This window comes from Actinomyces massiliensis 4401292, from assembly GCF_000269805.1.
Classification (GTDB): domain Bacteria; phylum Actinomycetota; class Actinomycetes; order Actinomycetales; family Actinomycetaceae; genus Actinomyces; species Actinomyces massiliensis.
Map to the genome: position 1 here is coordinate 324,083 of NZ_JH711481.1, position 25,414 is coordinate 349,496.

The 25,414-nt window shown below is 66.2% G+C and carries 20 protein-coding genes and 1 pseudogene; 13 read left to right on the forward strand and 8 right to left on the reverse strand.

The genetic code is table 11. From position 1 onward, the window contains the following. Window positions 1-69: 69 nt before the first annotated feature. Genes W5W_RS14395 through W5W_RS0101415 form a run of 3 tightly spaced genes read right to left on the reverse strand, consistent with a single transcriptional unit; the run spans window position 70 to window position 4,163 of the window. Window positions 70-2,577: a S8 family peptidase gene (locus W5W_RS14395; RefSeq protein ID WP_238533218.1), complete on the reverse strand. Its 2,508-nt coding sequence runs from the start codon at window positions 2,575-2,577 to the stop codon at window positions 70-72. A 60-nt stretch (window positions 2,578-2,637) separates the two neighbouring features. Then, window positions 2,638-3,624, reverse strand: coding sequence for an AAA family ATPase (locus tag W5W_RS0101410; protein WP_008730200.1), 987 nt, complete (start codon window positions 3,622-3,624; stop codon window positions 2,638-2,640). A 50-nt stretch (window positions 3,625-3,674) separates the two neighbouring features. Beyond that, window positions 3,675-4,163 carry a nucleoside deaminase gene (locus tag W5W_RS0101415; RefSeq protein WP_008730197.1) on the reverse strand — a complete coding sequence of 163 codons (489 nt, stop codon included), beginning with the start codon at window positions 4,161-4,163 and terminating at the stop codon, window positions 3,675-3,677. 176 nt (window positions 4,164-4,339) lie between these two features. Between W5W_RS0101415 and betT the strand changes: the two genes are divergently transcribed. Continuing rightward, the gene (betT, locus tag W5W_RS0101420) at window positions 4,340-6,646 is read left to right on the forward strand and encodes a choline BCCT transporter BetT (RefSeq protein ID WP_017194042.1); all 2,307 of its coding nucleotides are present in this window, start codon (window positions 4,340-4,342) and stop codon (window positions 6,644-6,646) included. Between the two features lie 49 nt (window positions 6,647-6,695). On the opposite strand, the gene W5W_RS0101425 is transcribed toward betT, so the two are convergent. Further along, window positions 6,696-8,237, reverse strand: a complete 1,542-nt coding sequence (locus tag W5W_RS0101425) for an MFS transporter (RefSeq protein ID WP_017194043.1) — start codon at window positions 8,235-8,237, stop codon at window positions 6,696-6,698. Between the two features lie 142 nt (window positions 8,238-8,379). Here W5W_RS0101425 and W5W_RS14400 point away from each other — a divergent pair, with 142 nt between their 5' ends. The 5 genes from W5W_RS14400 to W5W_RS0101450 all read left to right on the forward strand — a co-directional run bounded on the left by W5W_RS14400 (window position 8,380) and on the right by W5W_RS0101450 (window position 12,857). Further along, entirely contained in the window at window positions 8,380-9,000 is a 621-nt protein-coding gene (locus W5W_RS14400; RefSeq protein ID WP_017194044.1) for a TetR/AcrR family transcriptional regulator, read from the forward strand. 154 nt (window positions 9,001-9,154) lie between these two features. Then, window positions 9,155-9,793, forward strand: a complete 639-nt coding sequence (upp, locus tag W5W_RS0101435; RefSeq protein WP_017194045.1) for a uracil phosphoribosyltransferase — start codon at window positions 9,155-9,157, stop codon at window positions 9,791-9,793. 126 nt (window positions 9,794-9,919) lie between these two features. After that, window positions 9,920-11,029: an ABC transporter substrate-binding protein gene (locus W5W_RS0101440; RefSeq protein ID WP_017194046.1), complete on the forward strand. Its 1,110-nt coding sequence runs from the start codon at window positions 9,920-9,922 to the stop codon at window positions 11,027-11,029. Beyond that, the gene (locus W5W_RS0101445; protein WP_017194047.1) at window positions 11,029-12,060 is read left to right on the forward strand and encodes a FecCD family ABC transporter permease; all 1,032 of its coding nucleotides are present in this window, start codon (window positions 11,029-11,031) and stop codon (window positions 12,058-12,060) included. Before W5W_RS0101440 ends, W5W_RS0101445 begins: the two co-directional genes overlap by 1 nt. Then, window positions 12,057-12,857, forward strand: coding sequence for an ABC transporter ATP-binding protein (locus W5W_RS0101450; RefSeq protein WP_034498253.1), 801 nt, complete (start codon window positions 12,057-12,059; stop codon window positions 12,855-12,857). Before W5W_RS0101445 ends, W5W_RS0101450 begins: the two co-directional genes overlap by 4 nt. Before the next feature lie 55 nt (window positions 12,858-12,912). On the opposite strand, the gene W5W_RS16840 is transcribed toward W5W_RS0101450, so the two are convergent. From W5W_RS16840 to W5W_RS15935, 3 genes are all read right to left on the reverse strand, one after another. After that, window positions 12,913-13,041 carry a hypothetical protein gene (locus W5W_RS16840; RefSeq protein ID WP_017194049.1) on the reverse strand — a complete coding sequence of 43 codons (129 nt, stop codon included), beginning with the start codon at window positions 13,039-13,041 and terminating at the stop codon, window positions 12,913-12,915. A 621-nt stretch (window positions 13,042-13,662) separates the two neighbouring features. Then, window positions 13,663-14,334 (reverse strand): hypothetical protein, encoded by a 672-nt coding sequence (locus W5W_RS15930; RefSeq protein ID WP_154650215.1) that lies wholly within the window; start codon window positions 14,332-14,334, stop codon window positions 13,663-13,665. Next, window positions 14,334-14,537, reverse strand: coding sequence for a hypothetical protein (locus tag W5W_RS15935; protein ID WP_154650216.1), 204 nt, complete (start codon window positions 14,535-14,537; stop codon window positions 14,334-14,336). Before W5W_RS15935 ends, W5W_RS15930 begins: the two co-directional genes overlap by 1 nt. 226 nt (window positions 14,538-14,763) lie before the next feature. On the opposite strand from W5W_RS15935, the pseudogene W5W_RS15445 reads away from it, so the two are divergent. The 7 genes and pseudogenes from W5W_RS15445 to W5W_RS0101495 all read left to right on the forward strand — a co-directional run. Continuing rightward, window positions 14,764-15,815 (forward strand): annotated as a pseudogene (locus W5W_RS15445) (transposase); the annotation flags it as partial. Between the two features lie 185 nt (window positions 15,816-16,000). Then, complete coding sequence (locus tag W5W_RS15940; RefSeq protein WP_154650217.1) at window positions 16,001-17,386, forward strand: hypothetical protein; 1,386 nt, start codon at window positions 16,001-16,003, stop codon at window positions 17,384-17,386. 537 nt (window positions 17,387-17,923) lie between these two features. Next, the gene (locus tag W5W_RS0101475; RefSeq protein ID WP_017194053.1) at window positions 17,924-18,178 is read left to right on the forward strand and encodes a hypothetical protein; all 255 of its coding nucleotides are present in this window, start codon (window positions 17,924-17,926) and stop codon (window positions 18,176-18,178) included. Between the two features lie 382 nt (window positions 18,179-18,560). Further along, a complete protein-coding gene (locus tag W5W_RS0101480) occupies window positions 18,561-19,958 on the forward strand; it encodes a MalY/PatB family protein (RefSeq protein WP_017194054.1) in 1,398 nt (465 codons plus the stop codon). A gap of 114 nt (window positions 19,959-20,072) precedes the next feature. Then, complete coding sequence (locus tag W5W_RS0101485; RefSeq protein ID WP_017194055.1) at window positions 20,073-21,296, forward strand: PLP-dependent transferase; 1,224 nt, start codon at window positions 20,073-20,075, stop codon at window positions 21,294-21,296. A gap of 656 nt (window positions 21,297-21,952) precedes the next feature. Further along, on the forward strand, window positions 21,953-22,828 hold the full coding sequence (locus tag W5W_RS0101490) for a hypothetical protein (RefSeq protein ID WP_017194056.1): 876 nt from the start codon (window positions 21,953-21,955) through the stop codon (window positions 22,826-22,828). Between the two features lie 161 nt (window positions 22,829-22,989). Next, window positions 22,990-23,622 carry a hypothetical protein gene (locus W5W_RS0101495; RefSeq protein WP_017194057.1) on the forward strand — a complete coding sequence of 211 codons (633 nt, stop codon included), beginning with the start codon at window positions 22,990-22,992 and terminating at the stop codon, window positions 23,620-23,622. A gap of 155 nt (window positions 23,623-23,777) precedes the next feature. Here W5W_RS0101495 and W5W_RS0101500 read toward each other — a convergent pair whose 3' ends face one another. Continuing rightward, entirely contained in the window at window positions 23,778-25,223 is a 1,446-nt protein-coding gene (locus W5W_RS0101500) for a GuaB1 family IMP dehydrogenase-related protein (protein WP_017194058.1), read from the reverse strand. Window positions 25,224-25,414: the final 191 nt, after the last annotated feature.

Genomic DNA, 25,414 nt, shown 5'->3' on the forward strand with positions numbered 1-25,414 from the left:
AGACAGCGGGGCGGGCTGGCGTACGGGCAACCTGCAACGACATGGCGAGGGACCCCCAACAGGTCCCCCCTATGTCTCGATCTCGGCGGTGGTTGTGATCATGGCGCTCACCGGAGTGTAGATATCAACATCGTTTTCAGGTGTCTCAATACTAACAATAAGCGAGTAATGCACGCCCTCATCACTCTGATCCAAAGACGGACGAGTTTTCCACCATCCACGGACAGGATGAACCACAATCACGCCTTTTTCAGCGAGGGCCGCCGCCGTCCCACGCCAGATATCCGTATGCAAAGAGCCCGGCTTAGTCTGAGAATTTGCCCCGAAGAACCAGCCTTCTTCAGTTTCTAGATCAACACTATGATAACTTTCGTTTCTCAAGGCAACATCGATCCGACGGGCGAAAGAAGCACTCGTCTCTTCTGGACGTTTCATGGAGAAGCGCAGGCCATGGGACTGGTAGGCGTAACGGTTATTCCAACCTCGTCGAGACGGATTGGGCTCGATGAAGTAAGAGAGAGTGACGCGTAGCTCAGCCTGCGCCTCACCCAGACTCTCTAGAACATCGCGCGGCCATGGAAGATCGTGGAGCGCCATCTCACGATAGACGTGATCGACATTCACCTGCCTTCCAGGCTTGAATGGATGCAGTTTCCCTTCGCATACGAGTGTCAGAGCATCTGAAGCACTGCGAAGGGCACGGGCGAGATCCGGAACGCCCATGCCGTAACGGCGCCGCATTTTCTGAAGCTCTCCCTTCTGCGGCTTCTTCCTCGAAGACTGGCGAGCGCTCATGGCATCGGTCCACCGAGCAGAGTGGACGACCAACCCGCGCACCGTCTCCGGACGAAGCGCCGGATACTCAGCCTGGACCGATGCGGCAATCGCTGCGACTTGCGCGGAGGCAGCCGAGGTATCGGAGCTGGTTGTCAAGAAGCTACCGGTACCAGAGGGCTGGAATCGGGTCGTGAGAACGGACAGGTGGTCGGATCGGTCCACGTTCCCGCCGTCCGGAGACCGGAGCAGATTCCCGCCGTCGGCGACCACGTCGGGCTTGAAAGGCCAGTCAGCATGAGCGAAAGAGACCGAGGTGCGACTGGTGGGAGCGAGGTCTCCTGCCGGCGCAATTGGCTCATATCCCGTAAAATCCTCAGGCGCGGATCTCATGTCATCGTTGGCGGAGTAAGCGCCGACTGTCAGCGCATTCCACGCCTGAGCAGGGTCTTCAATCGGCTCCACATCACAGCGAGCGAGGTAGTCGTCCTCAGCGCGAGGATCACGAATGTTCCCGGCCGAGATGACGAAGAGCCTGGGTCGAGGAGGCTTCTCCCGGTCTAGAAGAAGCCCATGACGCCCCTGGTCGACGGGAAGCACTGAGCGCCCATAGGACAACGCATCGATCGCGGCAGCCCACGACGTGGGCATGCCCGCAGCAGTCGCCTCATCGTCGCGACTCGGCGCGGTCACCGCCATGAGGAAGATGCGGGAGCGCTCCGGCGTCTGCAACTCCGGCATATCAACAGCGGTGGACGTAACCGCTGCATAGAGCCTGGGTTCATTCTCTCCTTGGTCGGGCAGAATCTTCACCGACTCCAGGCAGTGATCCAGACGCACACTGCCAGCCGCACTCAGCGCCTCCTCCACGTCGCCGTACAGCGCTAGTCCGGCCATTTCCGTACCGTGAGGATAAACCGGATCAGGTCGCCATTGCGCATCAACACAATGACAGTCGGCGTCATCGAGACCATCGGCGAGTAAGCGATGCTCATGCTGAACTCCGGTATCCAGGACGCAGACGGCGGGAGCATCACCGGAGATCGAGCCGGCATGAGACAGCAGGTCTTCAATCCACTTGACCTGCTCGGGTCGGTCCATATTGGTGAAGAACTCAGGCTGATGCGACCGCCTCAACTCTGCAATACCGTCGACACGCTCGACGACTTGCACGATATCCTTAACTGTGCCTTGCAGCAGACAAACGGTTCGATCGCCGAACTTCAGAGACTGCTCCGGCGGACAGGAAAGGCCCTGCAGCCTCACCACCCGCAGAAGATGCTCCAATTCTATGTCTTCTATGTCCGAGTTTTTCCGCAGCCAGACCTCCCACCAAACCGGAGCTCCGTCGTCGGGAAAGCATTCTGGAGGATCAGTCCAGAGCAACCGCGCCGTGGCCTTGCGAATCTGCTCGATCGACTCGATGAGATTGCGATGACGCGGACGTTCATCCTTGACTGTGTCGACATAGTCATCAAGCTTCCTCAAGAACCACGATTCCTGCGATTCGGGAATATATACCGACGCCGTGAGAACAGCATCGTCCTTGTCGCCCGTCGCTGTCGCCGACAATAGCTCAATGTGAGGACCTCGCGTCTTCCGCGAATCCAGCTGCGCGAGGATGTCAAGCGCTCCCGGAAAGGTCGTAAAAGTAATGGTGCGGGAATTACGGTCGTCCCACTGCTCGGCGGCAATCGCATCCTCGTACTGCCTCCGCAAGGATGCCGCATGAGGCCGGCGAGAGCCGTCAAAAACCCTACGCTCTCGATTATCTCTATTCTGTCCCGGGGACTTGTAATCCACATTCTCCTCGGGCGGCGGAACGACGAGGTGCTGACGCGAACGTGGATGCCGAGACACGGCTCAGCCTTCCGGCACCGAGCGCTGGCGTTCATTCAAAGCCACGACCAAGTCCTCCGTGAGTACCTTCGACTTCCCGGAGAGAAGGGCCTGCTTGGCGGCATTCTGAGCGGCGATGACGATCTCCGCATGGCTGAGCCCCTGCGCCGCCGCTACGATGCGCGACCACCCCAGGTTGCTGGTGCGCATAAGGGCCAGCCGATCGACAATGAGCTCGCGAACCCCCGCATCGTCCGGAAGATCGAAATCGAGAGTGACATCGAAGCGCCGGAAGAAAGCTCGATCAAGCAGACCGGAGTGATTACTGGCGGCCAGGACGATACTGTCGGAGAGATCCTCCTCCAGGAATTGAAGGAAGGAGTTGATCACCCTGCGGATCTCACCGACGTCGTTCCCCAGAGAGCGCTCCGCAGCCAGCGCATCGACCTCATCGAAGAGGTAGACGCCGCGCACATCGGAGAGCTGGTCGAAAACGAGCCTGAGTTTCGCAGCCGTCTCCCCCATGTACTTCGTCATGAGAGCATCGAGACGCACTGTGAACAGCGGCAGCCCAAGCTCGCCTGCGACGACTCGGGCGGTCGAAGTCTTCCCCGTCCCGGGCGGACCGGTCATGAGCACGCGCCGTGCGGGGACCAGCCCATACTCCCCCAGGAGCGAGCGTTGACGCTGCTCGGCGAGAATCCGCTCAAGCGCACTACGAAGAGGCGGGGCCAGCGTGAGATCGACAAGACGGTCATCCGGATAAGCCACCGACAGCAGGCCCGCCAACTCTCCGCGCGGCTGAGCCACAGGAACGATGGCGGCCACCCGCTGCTGGGCAGCCGTGGAAGCCCGAAGATCACCAACCAGGTCACGCAGCTCCTGAGCGAATCGCGACTGCCCGGCACGCGCTGCCTTCGCGGCCACCTGGATGGCGACGGCGTAGAACTGCGCATCGTCACCATCCCCATGGCTGCGCACGAGCGCACGCACCTGGTCGTTGGTCGCCATACGCCTTCTCCCGACGCCGATCAGAACTACCCCTAATGGTAAGCCCTACATCACCGCCGCTCGGCGAAGAACCTCCGCAGCAGCGCCTCGGACTCTCTCTCGCGCACCCCGGCCACGACCTCGACGCGATGATTGGCACGCGGGTCGCGCAGCACATCGCGCACACTCCCGCACGCCCCCGTCTTCGGCTCCCAGACGGCGAAGACCACCCGCACCAGACGCGCCAACTGGATGGCGCCGGCGCACATGGTGCAGGGCTCGAGAGTCACCACCAGCTCGCAGCCGTCCATATGCGAATCGCCCAGCGCCGCCCCCGCCGCTCGCAGGGCCAGCACCTCAGCGTGGGCCGTGGGATCGCATGCGGCCTGGCGGGCATTGGCCGCCTCCGCCAGGGCCTCGCCGTCGGGCCCGAGGACGACGGCGCCCACCGGCACCTCGCCGGCCCGACCGGCACCTGCGGCCAGGGTGAGCGCACGATCCATCGCGGCGCCGTAGCGCGCCTCGATCAGACCGCCTCTCACGCCCTCAGCTCGACGCACGATGAGACCTCATCAAAAATATGATCTACTTCACATTGAGCGGCCGGAACCGTACATTCCATGCAGCCTCCAACCCTCTTCTTCCGGCGAGAATCCGCCACTCCCAGTTGATCTTTGCATCAGCTCCTGCAAGGCTCTACGGCTGACATCACCACGGTGAATGGAGTCAAGTCAATATGGAACCACCAGCGAACGGCAAACCCGAGTCCGCCAACGAACCTACCGAACCCACTGAATCCGCCGAACCCACCGAGTCGACCGGCACAGGCGCCGACTCCTCGGTCATCGAATCGGCCAGCGAAGCCCCCGCCGAGCCCGCCCCCCCTTCCCCCGACCCCGTCCCTGCGGCCCCTGAGACCAGCCACTCCGCCGAGCCCGATACGTCCGGCGAGCCGGCCCCACCCCATCCCGACAAGCAGCCCATCAACTGGGGGGTATTCCTCGCCTCCGCCGTCATCATCGCGATTGTCACCGCCGGCGCCTTCATCTCGCCCACGGTTGTGCAGAGCGCCTTCGATGCGGCCGTCAACTGGGCCGGGAAGTGGTTCGGATCCTTCTACATCCTTCTCATCACGGCCTCGCTCGCGTTCGTCCTCCTGGTCGCCCTGAGCAAGTACGGGCGCGTGCGGCTCGGTCCGGACAACTCCACCCCGGACTTCTCCACCTTCTCCTGGGCCGCCATGCTCTTCGCCGCCGGAATCGGCACCGGCATCATGTTCTTCGCCATCGCCGAGCCCGTCTCCCAGTACATGAAGCCGCCCGTCGGCGAGGGCGAGACCGTCGAAGCCGCGCGGCACGCCGTCGTCCTGGCGATCTTCCACTATGGAATCTCCGGCTGGGGCGTCTACGCGATCATGGGCATGGCCATGGCCTACTTCGCCTACCGGCGCCGCGACGCGCTGGCGGTGCGCTCCACCCTGCGCCCGCTGCTCGGGGACCGCGTGGACGGCTGGGCCGGCGACATCGTGGACACCGCGGCGCTCGTCGGCGGCGTCTTCGGGATCGCGGCCTCGCTGGGAGTCGGCGTCGTCCAGCTCAACGTGGCCCTCGACATCCTCTTCGGCATCCCGCAGGGCATCGGCGCGCAGATCGGCCTGATCGTGCTGTCCGTGATCATGGCGACGGTCTCGGCCACCACCGGCGTGGACCGGGGCGTGCGCATCCTGTCCAACATGAACGTGGTCCTCGCCATCGGCTTGGCCCTGTGGGTCATGATCACCGGCGACACGGCCTTCCTCATGGACTCCCTCATCGGGAGCGTCGGCGACTTCATGGTCCAGTTCCCGCAGCTGACCCTGGAGACCTACGCCTACAACCGGCCCGAGGAGTGGCTCAACGAATGGACGCTGTTCTTCTGGGCCTGGTGGATCACCTGGGGAGCCTTCGTCGGCATGTTCCTGGCCCGCATCTCCCGCGGCCGCACGTTCCGCGAATTCATCTTCGGCGCCCTCATCCTGCCCTTCTCCTACGTGGTGATGTGGGTGGCGATCTTCGGCAACAGCGCCCTGGAACTCATCCGCTCGGGCGACACCGACTTCGCCGAGACCACCATCTCCAAGCCCGAGCAGGGCCTCTACCTCCTGCTCAACGCCGCCGGCGGAAAGCCCGTCATCGCCCTCGCCCTGTTCATCGGCATCCTCTTCTACGTCACGAGCGCCGACTCCGGGGCCCTGGTCATGTCGAGCCTGTCCAGCCGGATCAAGGGCGAGCGCGAGGACGCCGCCCCATGGCTGCGGATCTTCTGGGCTACCCTGACCGGCATCCTCACCATCGCCATGCTCGTGGCCGGAGGCATCACCATCCTCCAGCAGGCGACGCTGGTGATGGCGCTGCCCTTCAGCTTCATCCTCGTCGTGATCATGGCCTGCCTGCTCAAGGCGCTTCATCAGGAGGCGAGCTACAACCTGGCCCGCTCGCGCGCCTACCGCAACCGACAGGTCGGCTTCACCGGAACCGCGGCCAGTCTGCAGCGCGTCTCCTGGCGCGACCGCCTGTCGCACACCTTCGCCCACGTCACCCCCGAGCAGGCTCAGCGAGCGCTGGACCGGCGCATTGTGCCGGCGCTGGAGGCGATGGCCGCCGAGATCGAGAAGGAGAAGCTGGACGCGGAGGTCTATGTCGAGGGGAAGGAGGCCGAGGACCCCGACGACGAGCGCAACTACCTGGGCCGCGTCACCCTGCTGGTGACAGACCCGCACAACGAGGCCCGCGACGGCGAGAGCGAGCCCGAGGTCCTCGAGCGCGCGGGCGGCCGACAGGTCTTCCGCTACGTGGTACGCATGGTCGAGACCCCGGCCCCCTCCTACGGCGGCGGCATGAATGAGGCCGACGACGTCACGGTGCGGCTCGAGGTGCGACTGCGCGGCGGCGGAGTGGGCTACGACATCATGGACTGGTCCGCCGACCAGGTCGCCCACGACGTCCTGGACCACTACGAGCGCTGGCTGGAGTACCTGGGCACGAGCAGCACCGCGCACGTCTGAGGCTGGAACCGGGCGCCGGGCGCCCGCCCGAGGCCACCCCGTCTCCGACTCAGGAAGGGGTCTGAGCATCGACAGACCCTTGAGCCGGACGTGAGCGGACGTGTGCTGCAGCAAGCGCGAGCAGGACCACAGCGGCCATCCCGGTCACTACGGCGCAGGCGGCCAGCACAACGTGCATCGCGTGGATGTAGGCGCCGCAGGCGGCGGCTCGCAGGGTGGACGCCGCCGGGTCCGACATCCGGGCTGCTGCGGCGAACGCCGTCGTGACCGAGCCGCTGACGGCGGATGCGGCCGGATCGGGCAGGGTGGCCGCCAGTTCCGCGACCCCCTGTCCGTAGCGGTTTCCGGTCAGCGAGCCGAGCAGGGCAATGCCCAGGACTGCGCCGAGCTGACGAATCGCATTAAGAAGAGCCGCCCCCGCGCCGCCGCGCTCACTGGGAACGGCGCTCATGGCCGCCTGGATCCCGTGGGCCTGACCGATCCCCAGACCGAGACCCGCAACGAGCAGGCCCCAGAACATGGGCTGGTAGCCGCTCGTCGCGCTCGTGGTGGAGCACAGCCACAGACCGACGGCGGCGAGCGCCATCGCCGCGGGAAGGATGAGCTCGCGCGCGGCCCGGACTCGCGACAGGCCGGAGGAGATCACCGCCCCGACCACGGCTGTCAAGGCGACGGGCATGAGCATGAGTCCCCCTGCAGCCGCGTCGTGGCCGAGGATGGTCTGCAGGTAGTCCGGGGTGACGAACAGCAGGCCGAACAGCACGAAGTTGATGCCCATCAGAACCAGGGACGAGACCCGGAAGCGGTAATGAGCAAGCAGGCCGAGGTCGGTCAGCCGGTCGCGGGCGCGGAGCTCGACGACGACGAATACGGCAAGCGCGAGAGCGCCCGCTGCGATCGGGCTCCACGTTGCGGGTGCGCTCCAGGTGTGCTCGGCATTGATCAGCCCCCAGGTGATGAGGGCGAGGCCGAGCGCGGCGGCGACGACCTGGACGACAGGCAGGCTGCGTCGGCCGGCTGCCGGGCGGCCGACGGGGACGAGCCTCAGGCACATGGCGAGGACGACGACGGCGACGGCGATGTCGAGCCAGAACATGGCCCGCCACCCCCACCTGTCGATCATCGACCCGCCGATCAGCGGGCCGAGCGGCGCGCCGACGGCCCCGGCGGCCGTCCATGTCGCGGTGGCCAGGGCCTTGCGCGCATCGTCGAACATCTGCGGGATGAGGGCCAGTGACATCGGCGTGAAGACCGAGGCAGCCAGCCCCATGACTACACGGGCGGCTATGAGGACGCCGACCGACGTGGACACGGCCGCCAGGCACGCCCCCGCGCAGAAGCCGACGACCCCGGCCACGAGCAGGCGCCGGTGCCCCAGCCGGTCGCCAAGAGCCCCGCCCGGCAGCAGAACCACCAGGAAGGCGAGGTTGTAGGAGGAGACAACCCACTCGAGCCCGCCCGTGCTCGCCCCGAGCCCCGCGGACAGGGCCGGGAGCGCGACGTTGATCATGGTCGTGTTCATGAACAGCAGGACCATGCCGAGCGACAAGGCCGCCAGGCCGAACCAGTTCGATGCGTGATCCTCTCTCATATGAGAGAGCCTATCATGACGAGCGGCGGGCACCTCGCGCACGCACGCCCAGGGCTGCACAGGAATGAACCGATCTCGGCGCGGAAAACGACCGATCTCGGCGAAAATAAGGGGGGCGGGCGGGGTCCGTACAATCGCGGGCATGACCAGCACACCGGGCACCTCGGGCGGCCGGCGCATCCGCAAGAAGCTCGCCACTCGACGCGCCATCCGCCGCACGGCCCTGGACCTGTTCACCGCCCACGGCTTCGACGCCGTCACCGTCGAGCAGATCACCGAGGCCGCCGACGTGGCGCCCATGACCTTCTACCGCCACTTCGGGACCAAGCAGGCCCTCGTCCTGGACATCGCCCTCACCGACCAGATCGCCCGCGCCCTCGACCGTGCGCTCACACCCCCGGACCCCGGACAGCCCCCCGACATCGACCGCGCGCTCGACGACCTGCTGGCCGACGCCGACCAGTGGCTCGACGACCTCGCCCGCAGGATCCGGCTCATCCGCGACAACCCGGCCCTCCAGGACGCCCTGTGGCAGCGCTCCACCGACTGGACCGCCGTTGTCGAGCGCCACCTGCCCGACGACGGCCTGACCGCGCGCGCTCGGGCGCGCGCCATCACCGGCGTCGCCATCGAGGCCGCCCTCGCCTGGCCCGGTCCCGCCAACCGTCCCGACCGGACCTCGGCCGCCTCCCTGCGCGAGCACCTCACCCGGGCCCTGGCCGTCCTCCGCACGACGCCATCGGAACCCTCCCGGCCGGCCTGAAACCGCTTACTGCGCCTCTTTCCCCCTTACTGCGCTCCTTTTCCTCGTACAGTAAGAGGGAAAGGAGCGCAGTAAAGGCAGCAGGCGACGTCACGGCCACGGGCGCAGCCGCGGTTCTGCACGTCGGGCGGGCCCGCACGCGTAGGCTGATCACATGCGTCTTCACGTTGCCGATCACCCGCTCATCGACCACAAGCTCTCGGTCCTGCGCGACCGGAGAACGCCGTCGGCCGTCTTCCGTCCGCTGGTCGATGAGCTCGTCACCCTGCTGGCCTACGAGGCCACTCGCGAGGTGCGCACCGAGAAGGTCGAGATCACCACCCCGGTGGCAGTCGCCCACTGCCTGCGCCTGGCCGAGCCGCGGCCCATCGTCGTGCCGATCCTGCGGGCGGGCCTGGGCATGCTCGAGGGCATGACTCGGCTGCTGCCCACGGCGGAGGTCGGCTTCCTGGGCATGAAGCGCGACGACGACACCCTCGAGGTCGAGACCTACGCCAACCGCCTGCCGGACGACCTGTCCGGCCGCCAGTGCTTCGTCATCGACCCCATGCTCGCCACCGGCCACACCCTGGTCGCCGCCATCGACTACCTGCTGGAGCGCGGTGCCCGCGACGTCACCGCCATCTGCCTCATCGCCGCCCCGGAGGGCATCAAGACCCTTGAGGCCGCTGTGGGCGATCGCGCCAACGTCACCGTGGTCACCGCGGCCGAGGACGAGCGGCTCAACGAGCACGCCTACATCGTCCCGGGCCTGGGCGACGCCGGCGACCGCCTCTACGGCATCATCGACTGACGGCCGGCGTCCCGTCAGCGTGCGGCCGGCGCAGCCCGCCCACAGCCGCACCCCTTTGTTAGGAAAGCCTAAGCTGCCATAGGCTCCGGCTGTTCGCCGTTACCTTTCCGTGCCCTAAGGACACCCATGCAGCTCTCCCGCAAGCAATTCCTCCTCGCCTCCCTCACCGCCGCCACGAGCACCGCCCTGGCCGCCTGCTCGAGCTCGGACGGCTCGGGCGGCACAGGCGATGGCGGCACCCGCACGATCACCGACCACGGCGACAAGCAGGTCACCCTGCCGGCCACGGTCACACGCGTGGCGATCGACCAGATCCCGATCGAGTCGACCTATATCGCCTACTTCGACGGTTCGGCGCCCAACCTCGTCGGCATGAGCGCGGCCCGGGTGGCCGCCCTGAAGGACACCATCGCCGCCGAGATCGCTCCCGAGATCCTCGAGGTGGACACCTCCTACTACGACAACGGCGAGCTCAACGTCGAATCGCTGCTGGCGCTCAACGTGGATGTCGTCCTGTACAACGCCAGCAACGACAAGCACGGCCAGCTGTTCGAGCAGGCCGGCATCCCCGCCGTCGGCTTCACCACGGAGGGCGACCCGACCAGCACCTACGCGGACTGGATGCACCTGCTGGAGGACGTGTTCGATGAGCCCGGCAAGATGACCGACAAGATCGCCCTCGGCACCGGGTACGTCGAGGACGCCCAGGCGCGCGCCGCCCAGATCGCGGAGGCCGACAAACTCTCGACATTCGTGCTCATGGGCGTCAAGGACGGCATGATCACGGTGGCCGCGGGCACCGAGGGCTGGTTCACCGACTCCTGGGCCAAGCGCATGAATTACACCGACTCGGCCAAGGACCTCACCGGCTCCGCCGCACCGACCGAGCTCGAGACGGTCCTCGACTGGAACTCGGACTGCATCCTGGTGACGGGCAAGGGGATGAGCGACCTGACCGCCAAGGATATCCTGGCGGGAAGCGCCGGCGGCGTCGATTTCACCCAGTTGAAGGCCTATGAGAACAAGGCCGTCTACTCCACCGGCCTGGGCATGTGGAACTGGTTCACCCCCAATCCGGATGCGTCGCTGGCCGCCTACTGGGTCGGCTCCAGCCTCTACCCGGACAAGTTCACCGACATCGACCTGCCCGCTCTGACCAAGGACTACTACAAGCAGATGTACGCCTTCGACCTGACCGATGACCAGGTCACGACGATCATCAACCCCGACGCCTGATGCAAGCCCCCTTCCTGCACCGGGCCCGTCTGCGCCCCTGGGTCCTGCCGCTCCTGGTGGTTCTCGTGCTGGCCTGCGCCGCGGTGTCCATCATGGTGGGCCGCTACGGCGTGAGTCCGCAGGAGATGGTCGGGGCGATCGGCGCCCGCATCACGGGTGGGGTCTCCCCGGACCGGAGGGCCGACTCGGTGGTATTCAACCTGCGGATGCCCCGCATCACCGTCGCGATCCTCATCGGGTCGGGCATGGCGGTCTCGGGCGCCGCCTTCCAATCGCTCTTCTCCAACCCGCTGGCCACTCCGGACACGCTGGGCGTGGCCTCGGGAACCTGCGTGGGGGCCGTCGTCGCCCTGCTGCTGGGGTGGGGGATGCTCGGCGTTCAGCTCACGGCGCTGGTGGCCGGCCTGATCACGGTGGCCGTCACGACGGCGGTGGCGCGCCGCCGCAACGGGGGCACCGACGTCGTCACCCTGGTACTGGCGGGCGTGATCGTCTCCGCCCTGGCGGACGCCGTCCTGTCGATGCTCAAGCTCACCGCGGATCCCACCAGCAAGCTGCCGGAGATCACCTACTGGCTCATGGGGTCCCTGGCGGGGTCGTCCTGGCAGCAGATCGCCCTGGCGACGCCCTTCATCGTGATCGGCTCCGGCGTCATCGTGGCTCTGCGGTGGCGGCTCAATGTGCTGGCCCTGTCCGAGGACGAGGCGCGGGCGGCGGGGGTGGACGTCCGCCGCCTGCGCATCCTGCTGATCGTGTGCGCGACGGTGGTGACGGCGTCGGTGATCTCCCTGTGCGGCCAGGTCGGGTGGGTCGGGCTCATCGTGCCTCACGCGGCGCGCATGCTGACCGGCTCCGACAACCGGTACCTGATCCCGGTCTGCCTGCTGCTGGGGGCGAGCGCCATGATCGCGATCGACACGGTCGCGCGCACGCTGACCGCCTCGGAGGTTCCCGTCTCCGTCGTCACTGCGATCGTGGGGGCGCCCTTCTTCATCACGCTGCTGCGCCGCACGGGCGGGGTGCAGGCATGAGCCCGAAGCTGGTGGTGGACGACGGCACCTTCCGCTATCCGGGTGCGCCGACCCCGATCCTGGAGCACATCGAGGTCGAGGTCGGGGATCGCGAGCTGCTGGCGATCCTGGGCCCCAATGGGGCGGGCAAGACGACGCTGCTGCGCACCATGCTCGGCCTGCAGAAGTGGGAGTCCGGGGCGACCCTTCTCGACGGCGTCGATCTGGCCGCGCTATCCCCCCGGGAAGTCGGGCGGCGGATCGCCTACGTGCCGCAGACTCGCAATTCCAATGCGACCGGTTTGACGGGCCTGGACATGGTGATGCTCGGGCGCAGCCCGCACCTGCCGCTGCTCGCCCAGCCGGGGCCGCGCGAACGGGAGATGGCCGAGGAGGCCCTGGCGGGTATCGGCGCGGAGGCGCTGGCGCTCATGCCGTGCCGGACGATGTCGGGCGGGCAGTTCCAGATGGTGCTCATCGCCCGAGCGCTGGTGGCGGAGCCGGAGGTGCTGGTCCTGGACGAGCCGGAGACCGGTTTGGACTTCCACAATCAGCTGATCGTCCTGGACCTGCTGCGCACGCTGATCCGCGAGCGGGGCCTGAGCGTCATCATGAACACGCACTACCCGGCGCACGCCCTGGGAATCGCCGACCGCGTGCTGCTCCTGGACTCCCAGCACCGGGCGACATCCGGTCCGACCCGCGAGGTCATGGACGAGGCGACGCTGGCCCGGGTCTTCGGGGTCGAGGTCTGCATCGGCGAGCTCGAGCACCGCGGGGAATCGCTGACGACGGTCGTGCCGGTGCGGGTGGTGTAGGCGGGGAATCACCTTTTCCAGCATCCGTTTTGTTGTGGTGTTGAGATGGCGGGGTTCATGAGTTGTCGTTGTTGTTGATGGTTTGGATTTCGGCGACGGGGATGTTGGTGGTGGATGTGGTGGTGACGGGGTCGAGGTCTCCGGTGGCGCCGTCGGTGGCGGTGTAGGAGATCGAGTAGCCCACTGAGATGTCCAGGGGTGTGGTTCCGCCCAGGTGGGCTGAGGAGCGGGTGAACTCGATCGTGCAGTCAGACGTCCCCTCTCCTGTTCCCTTGGTCCAGGGGGTGCCGAAAAGCCTTGGCAGTTCGGCTCTGAGTCCGGGGTGGAGAGTCTGAGGCCATCAGAGACCGCCGTGACGGTGGCGGTCGCTGGTCCTGCTGTGGCGGTGGCCGTGACTTTCGCGGGGGTCTGGTCGGTGGCCCATACCCAGACACACCCACAACCACCACCATCGCCCCAACCCCACCACACACCAACCAAGAACAGCACGACCAACGGAAGGCGACATCGGCTCCATCACGGCCTTTCAACACCAGGAAACAGGGAACCGATCGAGGATAGGCCTTATTTATTCCACCCATCAACGGCTACCCATGAGCAGTTCTCCCCATAACGCGAGGACTACTTGACCGCAGATCGTTGATAATCTGAAAAATTACACAGCACTCTAGAGTCTCCATATAGTCTCTACAGCGCGCGCAAATGGGCTGTAACGCTATGGGGTGAGGTCTGGAAGGTCCGAGGCCGATGTCGTGTAATCATTCACAGTCATGGAGTCCCGGCGCGCCGCCGAGTCGTGGAAATGTTAGGTGGGGGTTGGGTAGCTGGCTTGATCGGGTGGGCCGGCGGCGATGGGCGGGACGGTGTCGATGAGTGGGGTGAAGACTTGTAGTAGGGCGTCTTGTTGGTCGGGCGTGACGGGGTTGTCGTCCGCACTGGTCAGTCGCACATAGAGCATGGTGCCGTCGGGGTAGCGCCACGCGATGTATGCACCGTTGTCCGCGGTCCACGACCATCCCTCGCCGTCTTTTCCGTCGAGTTCAACCGCTTTAGCGGTATTTGGAAAATGGGAGGGAATATCATCGAAATACAGCCAACCATCAAAGCCTGGGTTATTTCCCAAAGAATTACTCGAGGCATAGCTCAATTCGAGAAGTCCGAATGGGTCGGAATTGGCGTAGGAAGTGGTGTTACAGTTGTAGATATATTCAATTCTCCCGCTTCCGCCATTAGGCTTTATGGGGCCATTGTTGTATCTGTATGAGAGTATTTCGTAGTCGAGTGTTTCTTTGAGTTGTTGTGTTGATAGCGCGCCGCCGCAGATGTATTCGTCCGTTACTGGCGTGGATTTTGCGGTGCGTGAAGGGTTGTGGGAGCCAGGAAATCCAGAGCAAGCCCCAACGCCAAGGCCCAGGCAGAGCACTGCGAGCGAGACGGCCGCTCGTTTGCGAATCGAGACTGCGTGCAGGTGGTTCATTATTGTTCTTCTTCGTCTGGCTCATCCGGTGTGGGCCGTGGCGGTGTGGCGTTGTCGGTGGGGAGGGGGTAGACGGTTTGGAGTGTGGAGCCGATGTAGATCATCAGGTCTTCTGCTCGCTGTGGCAGTTCGTCATCGGGGATCTGATCTTGTTCTATTGCGATGGTGATGGTCAGGGTGCGGCCGGTGTCCGAGTACCACACACAGGTAGCGCGCCTCCAATCGTCTCCAGGGACGATCAAGTAGGTGTGCCCGTCTAATCCGGTGTCCAGCTGAGTCACCGAGAAGCCCGGCTTTCTAGCTGGCCTTGAATTTTTGTGGTTGGTGTTCTAAAGGCGGGGTGAAGATGCTCTTTTTCCTGGAATAATGCGGGTTGCTTAAGTCGTGCATGTTCAGGATGAGGAGCACCTTCCTGGTCAATGGCACCGGTTGTATCCGGGGGTGAGGGTTGAGGCCGGTGAGATCAACACGGCGGGGCTTGCCGGGGCCGGGCTGCTGACGGAGACGATCCGTGCTGCGGGTCTGGGGCTGGGTCTGTCTCGGGTTCTGGACCGGTGGCGCAAGCCGGGGGCTGTGCACGGTCCGGGCAAGGTCATCTGTGATCTTGCCTTATCGCTGGCCCTAGGCGGGAAGTGCGTCCCGGACTTAGCCCTCCTTGCGTGCCCAGAAGTGAGGATGTTCGGGCCGGTGGCCTCACCCCCACGGTCTGCCGGTTGGTCAAGGATCTGACCGGGGACATTGAGGCGGTCCACAAGGCCATCAGCACGGCCCGCCGCATAACCGCGCACCAGCGGGTGTGGGTCTTGGCGGCGAGCACGCCCCTGCTGCGGGCATCTCGGCGGCGGGCGTCCTACAGCGTGGGCTTCACCCTGCCTGACCACATGCCCCAGATCTACCGGACGATCCCCCAGAGGGCTTGGAGTCCGGCCTACAACACTGACGGGCAGCCCAAAGATGGCGCGGATGTCACTGAGATCACCGACCTGCTGGACCTAGCTGCCTGGCCGCCGGGTATGCGGGCCATCATGCGCAGGGAACGGCCCCACCTCGGGGCTCCGTTGCGCTTCGAAGACGTCGATGGCTACCGCCTGACTGCTTTCGCAACCAACACCGGTATCGGCCAGCTGCCCGACCTGGAAGTCAGGCACCGCTTGAGGGCCAGGTGCTCCGACCGCATCCGCTGCGCCACGAGTACCGAGCTGGGAGCATTGCCTTTCCCTGGCTTTGCTGCCAACCGCGCGTGGTGCCCGATCACCACCTTGGCCCGCGACACCCTGGCCTGGGCAGACATGCTGGCCCTGGCCGGAACCCGTGCCCGCAGATGGGAGCCGGGAACACAGCGCCACCGACTGATGGCCATCCCCGCCGCCATCACTACTCACCACGCCCGGCGCACTATCATCCGCTACAAGGCCTCTCACCCCTGGACCGAGACGTTCATAAGCGGCCTCACACGCCCGCAGTCCCTACCCGCCCCATCCCAGCAAGCCCGAACCCCCATAGACCAATCCAACCACCCCACGAAACACAAGGCTAGGCACAGGCCCGCCCATCGACTACTAAGTAGAATGGAGTTGGGTGCGTCGGAATCAGGGGAACCCTCCCCGTGTTACCCGCCCCGTCCACCGCACGCCCCGGCAGAGGCATCACCGTTACCATCGAGTTCATGAGTCTGCCCGCCCCTACGCCCACCCCCGACCGCAGGGCGCGCTTTAACCTGCGCACCGCGGTTATCGCCGCCCTAGCCGGGGCGCTGACCCTGGTCACCGTCATCGGAGGAGTCCTGCTGATCACGGGAGGCACCAACTATGCACGTCCGTCGAGGATAGATTACCCGTACTACGCAGTCCCGTCAGACTCCTGGGCGAATGGCTCAACGAAGCAATGGACTTCGACAATCGACACAGACGCCTCGATCTTCACTTCCGCTGATCATCTCTTCTCGGTGAAACCTGACGGCGACGGCACCCAGAATTCCACCCTCACTGCCTATACGATGAGCGACTCCGGAGTCTCCAAGGCGTGGTCCACAACTGTAGACACTTCGAAGGATTCCGTAGCCGGGCTCTCAGCGAAGAATAACCCAGTTTATCCCGCATTCCTGATCTGGGGCAAGAACACGCTTATTCATGGAAGAAACATCTATAACATCACGACCGGCGACACCAGCGACGCCCCATGGCCCGAAGATGCTGTGCCCGTCGTAGCCGGCGACGTCGTCGTCGCCTGCCAGAAAACCACCTGCGCAGGCTATCGCGAGGGCAATACCAGCTCCATGTGGTCAACCGCGGTCAACGACCCATCCACTTTTTCCGAACAATCAACCGATGTGGCCGAAAACATCTTGAAATACGGTCAAAACTATGAGACCGTCCGAGTTTTTTCTGGCGAGAAGTACGCCACCATTGCCGGCCTCTACGCCATCAATATTAGTACTGGAAAGATGGTGGAATTCACCCTGCCGGAGAAGAAAACATCCCAATACATCACGGTCAGCACGGACAAGGGATGGTCGGTCGTCTCAAAGGACAAAGCCACAGGGGAATGGCACATCTCCTTTTATGAGGAGAACGGTGGCGACCCCACATCCACAGACACTCTTCGCAGAGATTTCGACACCCAGCCCATCTACCTCCCAGGGCCTCGCTCGGCCCAAGGATTCCGCTCACTATGGGTAGATGACGACCCCGCCTCACTGGCCGGGACAATAAATTTTACAAGCGAAGGCGATAAGGAGTGCGCGAAGACGATCTCAATGACCAACGCCGCCGCTATCGACCTCACTGGCTTCGATACAACCACTTTCCCCTGCTTCGATCAACATGACACTCAGGTCTCCGACCATGCGAAGGTGGTGACTGTCGGAATGAAGCAGTCCGTAAATGCCGCTCCTTTCTCACTGATGTATGACGCCGCGACAGGGCAGCAGATCGACTTCGAAGGAATGGATCCGAACAGCGGAGCCGTGTTCGCCTTCGTCGATTCCAAGAAGATCGTCGGCTACTCGCCAGCAGACGGCACCCTCACCAGTTACACACCCAACCTTCGCTAGCGGGCGATACCCAAACGATACATACGAACATGACTTAGGGGCCCCTCCTTATCAGCCACCGCAGCCCGACGGCCCCTACCCCTACCCGCCGTCCGCCCCCGGCGCGCTCGCATGGACACAGAGGCCCCCGCAGCAAGGTGCTCAACCCCATCAGCAGCCAACGCAACCGGTTCCAACGCACTACCAGCAGCTGCTCCCGCCAGGTTCGATGCCCGGCGGCATGCCCGTGCAAACGCCCAATCGACGGCGTACAGGACTGGAGGTCCTGGGAACGGGACGGCAGCACCGCCTGAAGTGTCAACGACACGTCGAATGCGCTTGCGACTCATGGTGTCACCGTGCGCCATGGCAAGCGCTACGTCACCGCCGGAGTGACAATCATCAACATTGATGAAGGCTAATCCCCCATCCTCGACACCCCCGAAAACAAGCGAGTCGGTGAATACACCCTGAATGGCAACGGCTGCGTCGCCAGGATCGCCATGGACAGCGGCTCCTCCGTGGACGCCCCCCGAACCCCATGTCTACCAAGACGGCATGCCGAGCGACATCTGCACCTTCCTGCAGCCAGACACCACCGAAAAGGGGCGACTCGTGATGTTCAACAGAGGTGGGATCGGATCTCCGAAGACGGCCTTTCGTACCATGGTCAACGCGAAAACTGGGGAGGCCATCGAGGTGCCCGACCTAGATCCGAGTAGAGGGGTTTACCTCGTCTTCTCCGATCCCGACACAGCAGTCGGCTGCTCACCCGAGCGCGGCGCACTCGCCGTCTACGAGCCGGTCGGCTGAGCGCGCGCCCGGTGCGTTCGGTGCGTTCATAGGCGGCACACCCGGCCGGGCCCGCCGTCTACGAACGCACCGGGCTCATCCCGCTTGGCGCATCCTCGCACCAGCCGCTACGCTCGCCCCATGACTGCTGCGACGTCCATGACCCGTGCCCTGCCGGTGCGCGCCCAGGTCATGCGTCGAATGCACATGCGCTGACAGCGCCAGCCGTCGCTGTAGCCCGAATAACGGTCAGAGTCCGAGCCCCGCGCACAGCCCGCTCGTTGCACTCCGCGCCCGCCGCGCCGTCGGCGGTTCGTGTTCATCGCTCATCCCCCGTTCTTCGCACGCGCCCACCGCCCCGCGCGGCGGCCCTCGCACGTGCCGGCCCAAGGACCCGCCAGCCATGTCAGCTCATGTCCCAGCCCTCGCCTCCGCCCTCGACTCACCTCTCGCCCCCGCCCGCACACGCAGCACCCCGGCCGCTCCGGCAGCTCTGGCAGTGTTAGCCGCTTCGACTCCCCTCACCTGCGACCCCGGCCCCGGCCATGGCAATGACCTCCCCGACCTCTCCCCGTTCGACCTGGTCCACGACCGCACCGGCACCGGCTCCCTCAAGTGGGACTTCGCCGCCGAGCGAGGCCGCCCCACCACGGCCCTGCCCCTGTGGGTGGCGGACATGGACCACGCCACCGCGCCCTGCGTGACCTCCGCCCTCCTCTGGCGGGTGCGCCATGGAATCTTCGGCTACTCCGAACCGGACGCCGACTACAACACCGCCCTGGCCGGCTGGTTCTCCCGCCGCTACGACTGGCGGATCGACCCCGCCTGGAACGTGATCACCCCCGGCGTCGTGCCCGCCCTGGCACTGGCGGTGCGGGCCCTGACCGCCCCCGGCGACGTCGTCGTCATCGAGGAGCCCGTCTATTACCCCTTCCGGGAGGTCGTCGAGGCGAACGGCCGGACGGTCGCCTCGGTAGAGCTGGTCCGTGATGCCGACGGCGCTTATCGGCGCGATGCCGAGGCGCTGGAGGCGACCCTGGCACGCACCGGCGCCCGACTGCTGCTGCTGTGCAATCCGCACAATCCGGTGGGGCGCGTGTGGTCGCGAGACGAACTGGCGCAGCTGGCGGAGGTGACCGCCCGCCACGGCGTCGTCGTCGTGGCCGACGAGATCCACGCCGACCTCGCCCTTCCCGGCCACCGCACGACGCCCTTCGCCTCGCTGGGCGCGGAGGTGGCCGCCCGCACGGTCACGTGCACCTCGCCGTCCAAGGCATTCAATCTCGCCGGACTGCAGGTGGCCAACATCCTCATCCCCGACCCCGCGCTGCGCGCCCGCTTCCGCACCGAGCTCGACGCCGGCGGCTACTCCCAGCCCAACGCCCTGGGGCTGGTCGCCTGCCGCGCCGCCTACGAGAACGGCGACGCCTGGCTCGACGAGCTGCGCGAGCACATCGCGGCGGCCCGTGAGCACGTCGTCGAGCGCCTGAAGGCGGTGCCCGGCATCACGGCCGCGCCCTGCGAGGGCACCTACCTGCTGTGGCTGGACTGCACCGGTCTGCTCGCGGCCACAGGGCTGGGGGCGGACGAGCTCGACGACTTCATCCTGGGCGAGGCCGGGCTGTGGCTCGACGACGGCGCGATCTTCGGCGCCGGCGGTCGGGGCTTCACCCGCATGAACGTCGCCTGCCCGCGCGCCATCCTGGATGAGGCCCTGAACCGGCTCGAAGCCGGCGTGAGCGCCCTCATGGCCCGGCGCGCGCCTCGGACTCATCGGGCCGACACCGCCACCGCTGCCTGACCCACCGCTGCCTGACCCGCCGAGATCGGTCGTACTCCGCATCGAGATCGGTCGTACTCCGCCGCGAGATCGGTCGCCACCCACACCCGCCCCCGCCCCAGGAGAAACCGCATCATGACTGCACCGACTACACCGCCTGCCCCGACCACACCGCCTGCCCCGCTCACCTCCGCCGACGACCATTCCGGCTGTCGCACCGTACCGATCCAGCATCATGCCTCTTGGCCGGCGGAGCCCCCGGCCTGGGCCCTGGACACGGTACTCGCCCATGCGGGCACCGCCACCGACCCCGCCACCGGCGCGATCACCACCCCGATCCACCTGTCGACCGCCTTCGGTCACCCGGGCCTGCGCGAATCGACAGGCTACGACTACACCCGCACGGCCTCCCCCACCCGCGACGTCCTGCAGGACGCACTGGCGCGCCTCGACGGCGGGACCGCGGGCTTCGCCCTGTCCTCGGGGATGGCCGCCATCCAACTCGCCGTCGAGACCCTCGCCCCCTACGGCAGCCGGGTGGTCGCGCTGGAGGACCTGTACGGAGGCACCTACCGCTACTTGCAGGTGCTGGCCGAGGACGGCGCCTACGAGGTGGACTTCGTCATCGGCGAGGAGGGCCTGCGCGAGGCGCTGCAACGCCCGGCCTCCCTGGTGCTCATCGAGACGCCCACCAACCCGATGATGGCCGAAATCGACATCGCCCGAGTGGCAGGCTGGGCGCACGGCGCCGGGGCACTGCTGGCGGTGGACAACACCTTCTACACCCCGGTCATCTGCCGGCCACTGGAGCTGGGAGCCGACGTCGTCGTGTACTCGGCGACCAAGTACCTCGGCGGGCACAACGACGTCATGGCGGGCGCCGTCGTCACGGCAGACCCGGACCTCGGCGGGCGCCTCATGTACCGGCTCAACACCACCGGCGCGACGCTCAGCCCCTTCGACTGCTTCCTGCTGCTGCGCGGCCTGAAGACCCTCTCCCTGCGCATGGAGCGGCACGAGGCGAACGCCCGGCGGGTGGTGGCCTTCCTGGAGGCGGACGCGCGCGTCACCCGGGTGCTGTACCCGGGGCGCTCGGGCATGATCTCCTTCGACCTGGCCGACGACGTCGATATCGCGGCCTTCCTGGGGGCGGTGCGGGTCTTCACCTTCGCCGAGTCGCTGGGCGGGGTGGAGTCGCTGGTGACATGCCCGAGCGTGCAGACGCACGCCGACGTCCCACCCGCCACGCGCGCCGCCTACGGGCTGACCGACCGGCTGCTGCGCCTGAGCGTCGGCATCGAGGACGCCGACGACCTGGTGGCCGACCTGGAGCAGGCGCTGGCGGCCGCACAGAGCTGATTCTGTTTCCGGCCACCGCCGGGTCGCGGGTTCGCAGGGGCCGCAGGTTCGCCGCCCGCAGCGAAGAGGCTTATTCGTGGTCCTCTGCGCGTTGTTCCTGAGGGGCTGGTTGTTTCCGGTGGGGTCGGCGTGCTGGTGGGGTCGATTGGTGGGGGTTGTTGGGCCGGATGTGTCCAAAACGGAGGGGATTAAAGCCTCGGTGGCCTGGGGTATCTCCAAGAAACCGTGCGATTGCCTGGTGTTTTCGGTGTCGCGCTGCATGACGCTCGGGCTAATCTCCTCCGTTTTGGACACCTGGCGCGGTCAATGCGCCGTGCCGGCACCCGAGCAGGGCTGTCGGCGAGGCGGGCCGGGGCACTCGAAGGCGCTTGAGCATCGTGGTGAACGAGGGGGCGCGCCGCCAACACGGTTTCGAGGCCGATCACGAGAGCCGGGGATTTCGTCATCAGGGATGAAGCCGGCGTTGAGGGCAGCAGCCCCGTTGACGGCCAGAACCCTCGCCCCCTCCGGCCAAGAAAAATCCCCACCAACCCTCGCGAGCGATAGGCTCGTGACCGACGCCGGCCCGAACCGCGTCCCCACCCCGTTCATCCCATTCGGCAGACCGAGAAAGCCCTGCAGCCATGCACACAGCACCGCATCAGGAGCAGCCCGCCATGGGTTCTCCACCTGCTCGGCACATACCGCCCGACGTCGACGGCACCATCGGCGGTGCCGGCGCCCGGGCTTCCTCATCCGGCTTTCCTCCCGTACCTCCGATACCTCCCACACAGCCCGTACCCTCCCGGGCCATCGATTGCGAAACGGCCGACCGCCGCAGACTCAGAGCTCCCCTTCGCGCGCTCCTGTGGGCCGTCGGAAGCTTCGCCGGCCTCATCGCAATCGCCGCAGCCGGATTGGAGACGACGCTCATCGCCCTGCTCGTCGTCGGTTTCCTCCTCATGCTGTCGCGGGCCGTCACCCTGTGGATTCTTCACATTCCCCTGAAGAATCCGGATCGACGGTGGACGGCCGGACCCGGCTGCGTCGAATTGCCATCCTTTCGGGCCGCCCCGCGCATGACGCGCCTGGGCGCGGCGGCGCTCATTTTCATGACAATAATAATTTCCTTCACCACCATCGGCTTTCCCGAAGAGGAGCGATTCCGCATTCCCTCCCTCATTGTGGAGGTTGTCTTCCTCATTCTCGCCGTCATGCTCTGGTTGAGCACCGGGAAACCGCACAAGGGCCCGGAGACCGTCCTCGATGCGGAGGGCTTCCAAATAGCGCCGGGAACCCGATACGAGCGGGTATTCCTATGGGAGGAACAACCCCACGTCGTCGGCGGCTCCAGGTGGTGCGGTCATATGCTCATCGGTTTTCTCAGCGACTCCGGCGCCCGCCCGGCGTGCGTGCCCATCAGCGCCTTCACAGTGGGGTACACCCAGCTCCAGCGGGTGATCGACTTCTACTCCGCCAATCCCGAACTGCGCGAGGAACTCGCCATCGGCGCCGGCCTGGACCGCGTGCGCACCCTCGTGAGCTTCACCTGAATCGATCGGAGCACGGGATACGCGATGCGAGATGCGGGACCAGCAGAGCAATGAGGACGCCGAGCATCAGCGATGATGTTCGCGCAGGCATTCGCACGGCAACGTAATGATAACCTCGCGTTTCCACACGCAGGATCGCCACCGAGGAAACGTCACCGAATATGAACAGCCGTCTTGTCGCCGCCGTCGGAGCCGCTGCGCTCGCCGCCTCCCTCGCGGCCTGCTCCACGAGCACGCCCACGGACCCCTCCTCAACGGCCGCGGACTCCGGAGCCACCGCGACGAACGCGAGCCCCGTTGAGCCGACGTCCGTCCCCACCGCCGACTACACCGCCCCGGACGGCAACCAGGTCGCACCGCTTGTGAAGGCCACCTACATTCCCGAGGGCCACTCGCTCGCGGACAACGCGGCCACCGACCGGCTGGCATTCGTGTCCGCCAACCTCGAGCAACTCGACAGCGTGGATTCGGCCAGCGGCTACGTGATCCAGCTGAAGAACGAGCCCACCACCGTCGATGACGTCATCCAGAGCGACGCCGCCACCGTCAGCCTGGACCCGACCGGCTTCACCCATGCGGGGGACGTGACCATCGACGGCGAACGCGGCCAGGCCTTCCAGGGCGGAGGCGCCTCCCCCGACGGCAGCGCCCACCTGGCCGAGCGGGGCGCCGTCGTCACTCACAACGGGAAGACATTCGTCATCACGGCCAAGGTGCTCAGCAAGTCCAGTCAGCCCACCCTGAGCGAGGACGACTTCAACGCCTTCCTCGCGGGCATCGTCTGGACCGGCTGACCCCGGGCCGAGCCTGGACCGGGCCTGGGCCGGGCCTCAGTCTGAGCCCGGGCCCAGCCCTGTGCGGTACCGGTGAGGCGAGCCGGGCTCGGTCGGCCGCGCTGGGCGGCCCGCCTCACAGAGCTCGGCCCACCGCACCGGGCAGACCGCCGGGCTCACCAGCTCACCGGTACCGGCACGCCCTCCCGGTAGCCCGACGCCGACTGGATGCCCACGATCGCTCGCTCGCGGAACTCCGGGATCGACCCCGCCCCCGCATAGGTGAAGGACGAGCGCAGCCCCGCCACAATCGAATCGATGAGGTCCTCCACGCCCGGGCGCGCCGGATCCAGGTACATGCGACCCGCGCTGATGCCCTCCTCGAACAGGGCCTTGCGAGCCCGGTCGAAGGCGTCCTCGCCCTCAGTGCGATAGCTGACGGCCCGTTTGGAGGCCATGCCGAAGCTCTCCTTATAGGCCCGTCCGTCGGCGTCGTGCTGGATATCGCCGGGCGACTCGTGCGTGCCGGCGAACCAGGAGCCGACCATGACGTTGGACGCCCCGGCGGCCAGCGCCAGGGCGACGTCGCGGGGATGGCGCACACCGCCGTCGGCCCACACGTGAGCACCCAGGCGCGCGGCCTCAGCGGCGCACTCCAGGACGGCGGAGAACTGCGGGCGGCCCACGCCGGTGGCCATGCGGGTGGTGCACATGGCGCCCGGCCCGACGCCGACCTTGACGATGGAGGCGCCGGCCTCGACGAGGTCGCGCACGCCCGCCGCCGAGACGACGTTCCCGGCCACGAGCGGCATTCCCCGACCCAGGGCGGCGCGCACGGCGCCGACCATCTCAACCATCCGATCCTGATGGCCGTGAGCGGTATCGACGACGATGACATCCACTCCCGCGGCCACGAGCTCGGCGGCGCGTCCGGCCGGGTCGCCGTTCATGCCGATGGCGGCCCCTACCCGCAGGCGCTCGGCGGCGTCCAGCGCCGGGGCGTAGATGGTGGAGCGCACGGCGCCGTCGCGCGTGAGCAGGCCCACCAGGCGACCGCCGTCGTCCACGACGGGCGCCAGGCGGCGGTGCGCGGCCCGCAGGCGGGCGAAGGCCTCGCGCGAGTCGATGCCCTCGGGCAGGGTCAGCAGCTCGGTGCTCATGACCTCGCGGACCTGGGTGAAACGGTCCACGCCGGAGACGTCGGAGGTGTCCACGAGCCCGACCGGCACATTCGTATCCGGGTCGACGACGACGGCCGCACCATGGGCGCGCTTGGGGATGAGACCCAGCGCATAACCGCAGGTGTGGTGCGGCTTGACGGTGACCGGGGTGTCGTAGAAGCGGTGCGAGGCCTTGACTTGGGCGACCGTGTCGATGGCCACGTCCACGGGGATGTCCTGCGGGATGATCGCCATCGCTCCGCGCCGCGCCACCGTCTCGGCCATGCGCTTGCCCGCCACCGCCGTCATATTGGCCACGACCAGGGGAATCGTCGTGCCGGTGGCGTCATCGGAGGCCAGGTCCACCTCCATGCGGCTGCCCACGGCCGAGCGCGAGGGCACCATGAAGACGTCGTCATAGGTGAGGTCGAAGGTCGGCGCGAGGCCGTTGAGGAACTTCATCCGGACACGCTACTGGCGGCCCACAGGGTTGGGAAGCAGCGTGTCTATCGCCGAGATCGGTCGTACTCCGCGTCGAGATCGGTCCACTTCCGCCTCGAGATCGGTCGTAACCCGTGTCGAGATCGGTCCGGTTCCGCACCGAGATCGGTGGTACTACCGGTGCGAGGTTGTGGTGTGTCAGCACATCTGAG

Excerpts from the sequence above, each read along its gene's own strand:
- W5W_RS0101410 (WP_008730200.1), bottom strand. The coding sequence starts at position 3,624 with ATGGCGACCAACGACCAGGTGCGTGCGCTCGTGCGCAGCCATGGGGAT.
- betT (WP_017194042.1), top strand. The coding sequence starts at position 4,340 with ATGGAACCACCAGCGAACGGCAAACCCGAGTCCGCCAACGAACCTACC.
- W5W_RS0101425 (WP_017194043.1), bottom strand. The coding sequence starts at position 8,237 with ATGAGAGAGGATCACGCATCGAACTGGTTCGGCCTGGCGGCCTTGTCG.
- W5W_RS14400 (WP_017194044.1), top strand. The coding sequence starts at position 8,380 with ATGACCAGCACACCGGGCACCTCGGGCGGCCGGCGCATCCGCAAGAAG.
- upp (WP_017194045.1), top strand. The coding sequence starts at position 9,155 with ATGCGTCTTCACGTTGCCGATCACCCGCTCATCGACCACAAGCTCTCG.
- W5W_RS0101440 (WP_017194046.1), top strand. The coding sequence starts at position 9,920 with ATGCAGCTCTCCCGCAAGCAATTCCTCCTCGCCTCCCTCACCGCCGCC.
- W5W_RS0101445 (WP_017194047.1), top strand. The coding sequence starts at position 11,029 with ATGCAAGCCCCCTTCCTGCACCGGGCCCGTCTGCGCCCCTGGGTCCTG.
- W5W_RS0101450 (WP_034498253.1), top strand. The coding sequence starts at position 12,057 with ATGAGCCCGAAGCTGGTGGTGGACGACGGCACCTTCCGCTATCCGGGT.
- W5W_RS15930 (WP_154650215.1), bottom strand. The coding sequence starts at position 14,334 with ATGAACCACCTGCACGCAGTCTCGATTCGCAAACGAGCGGCCGTCTCG.
- W5W_RS15940 (WP_154650217.1), top strand. The coding sequence starts at position 16,001 with ATGAGTCTGCCCGCCCCTACGCCCACCCCCGACCGCAGGGCGCGCTTT.
- W5W_RS0101475 (WP_017194053.1), top strand. The coding sequence starts at position 17,924 with ATGCCGAGCGACATCTGCACCTTCCTGCAGCCAGACACCACCGAAAAG.
- W5W_RS0101480 (WP_017194054.1), top strand. The coding sequence starts at position 18,561 with ATGTCAGCTCATGTCCCAGCCCTCGCCTCCGCCCTCGACTCACCTCTC.
- W5W_RS0101485 (WP_017194055.1), top strand. The coding sequence starts at position 20,073 with ATGACTGCACCGACTACACCGCCTGCCCCGACCACACCGCCTGCCCCG.
- W5W_RS0101490 (WP_017194056.1), top strand. The coding sequence starts at position 21,953 with ATGGGTTCTCCACCTGCTCGGCACATACCGCCCGACGTCGACGGCACC.
- W5W_RS0101495 (WP_017194057.1), top strand. The coding sequence starts at position 22,990 with ATGAACAGCCGTCTTGTCGCCGCCGTCGGAGCCGCTGCGCTCGCCGCC.
- W5W_RS0101500 (WP_017194058.1), bottom strand. The coding sequence starts at position 25,223 with ATGAAGTTCCTCAACGGCCTCGCGCCGACCTTCGACCTCACCTATGAC.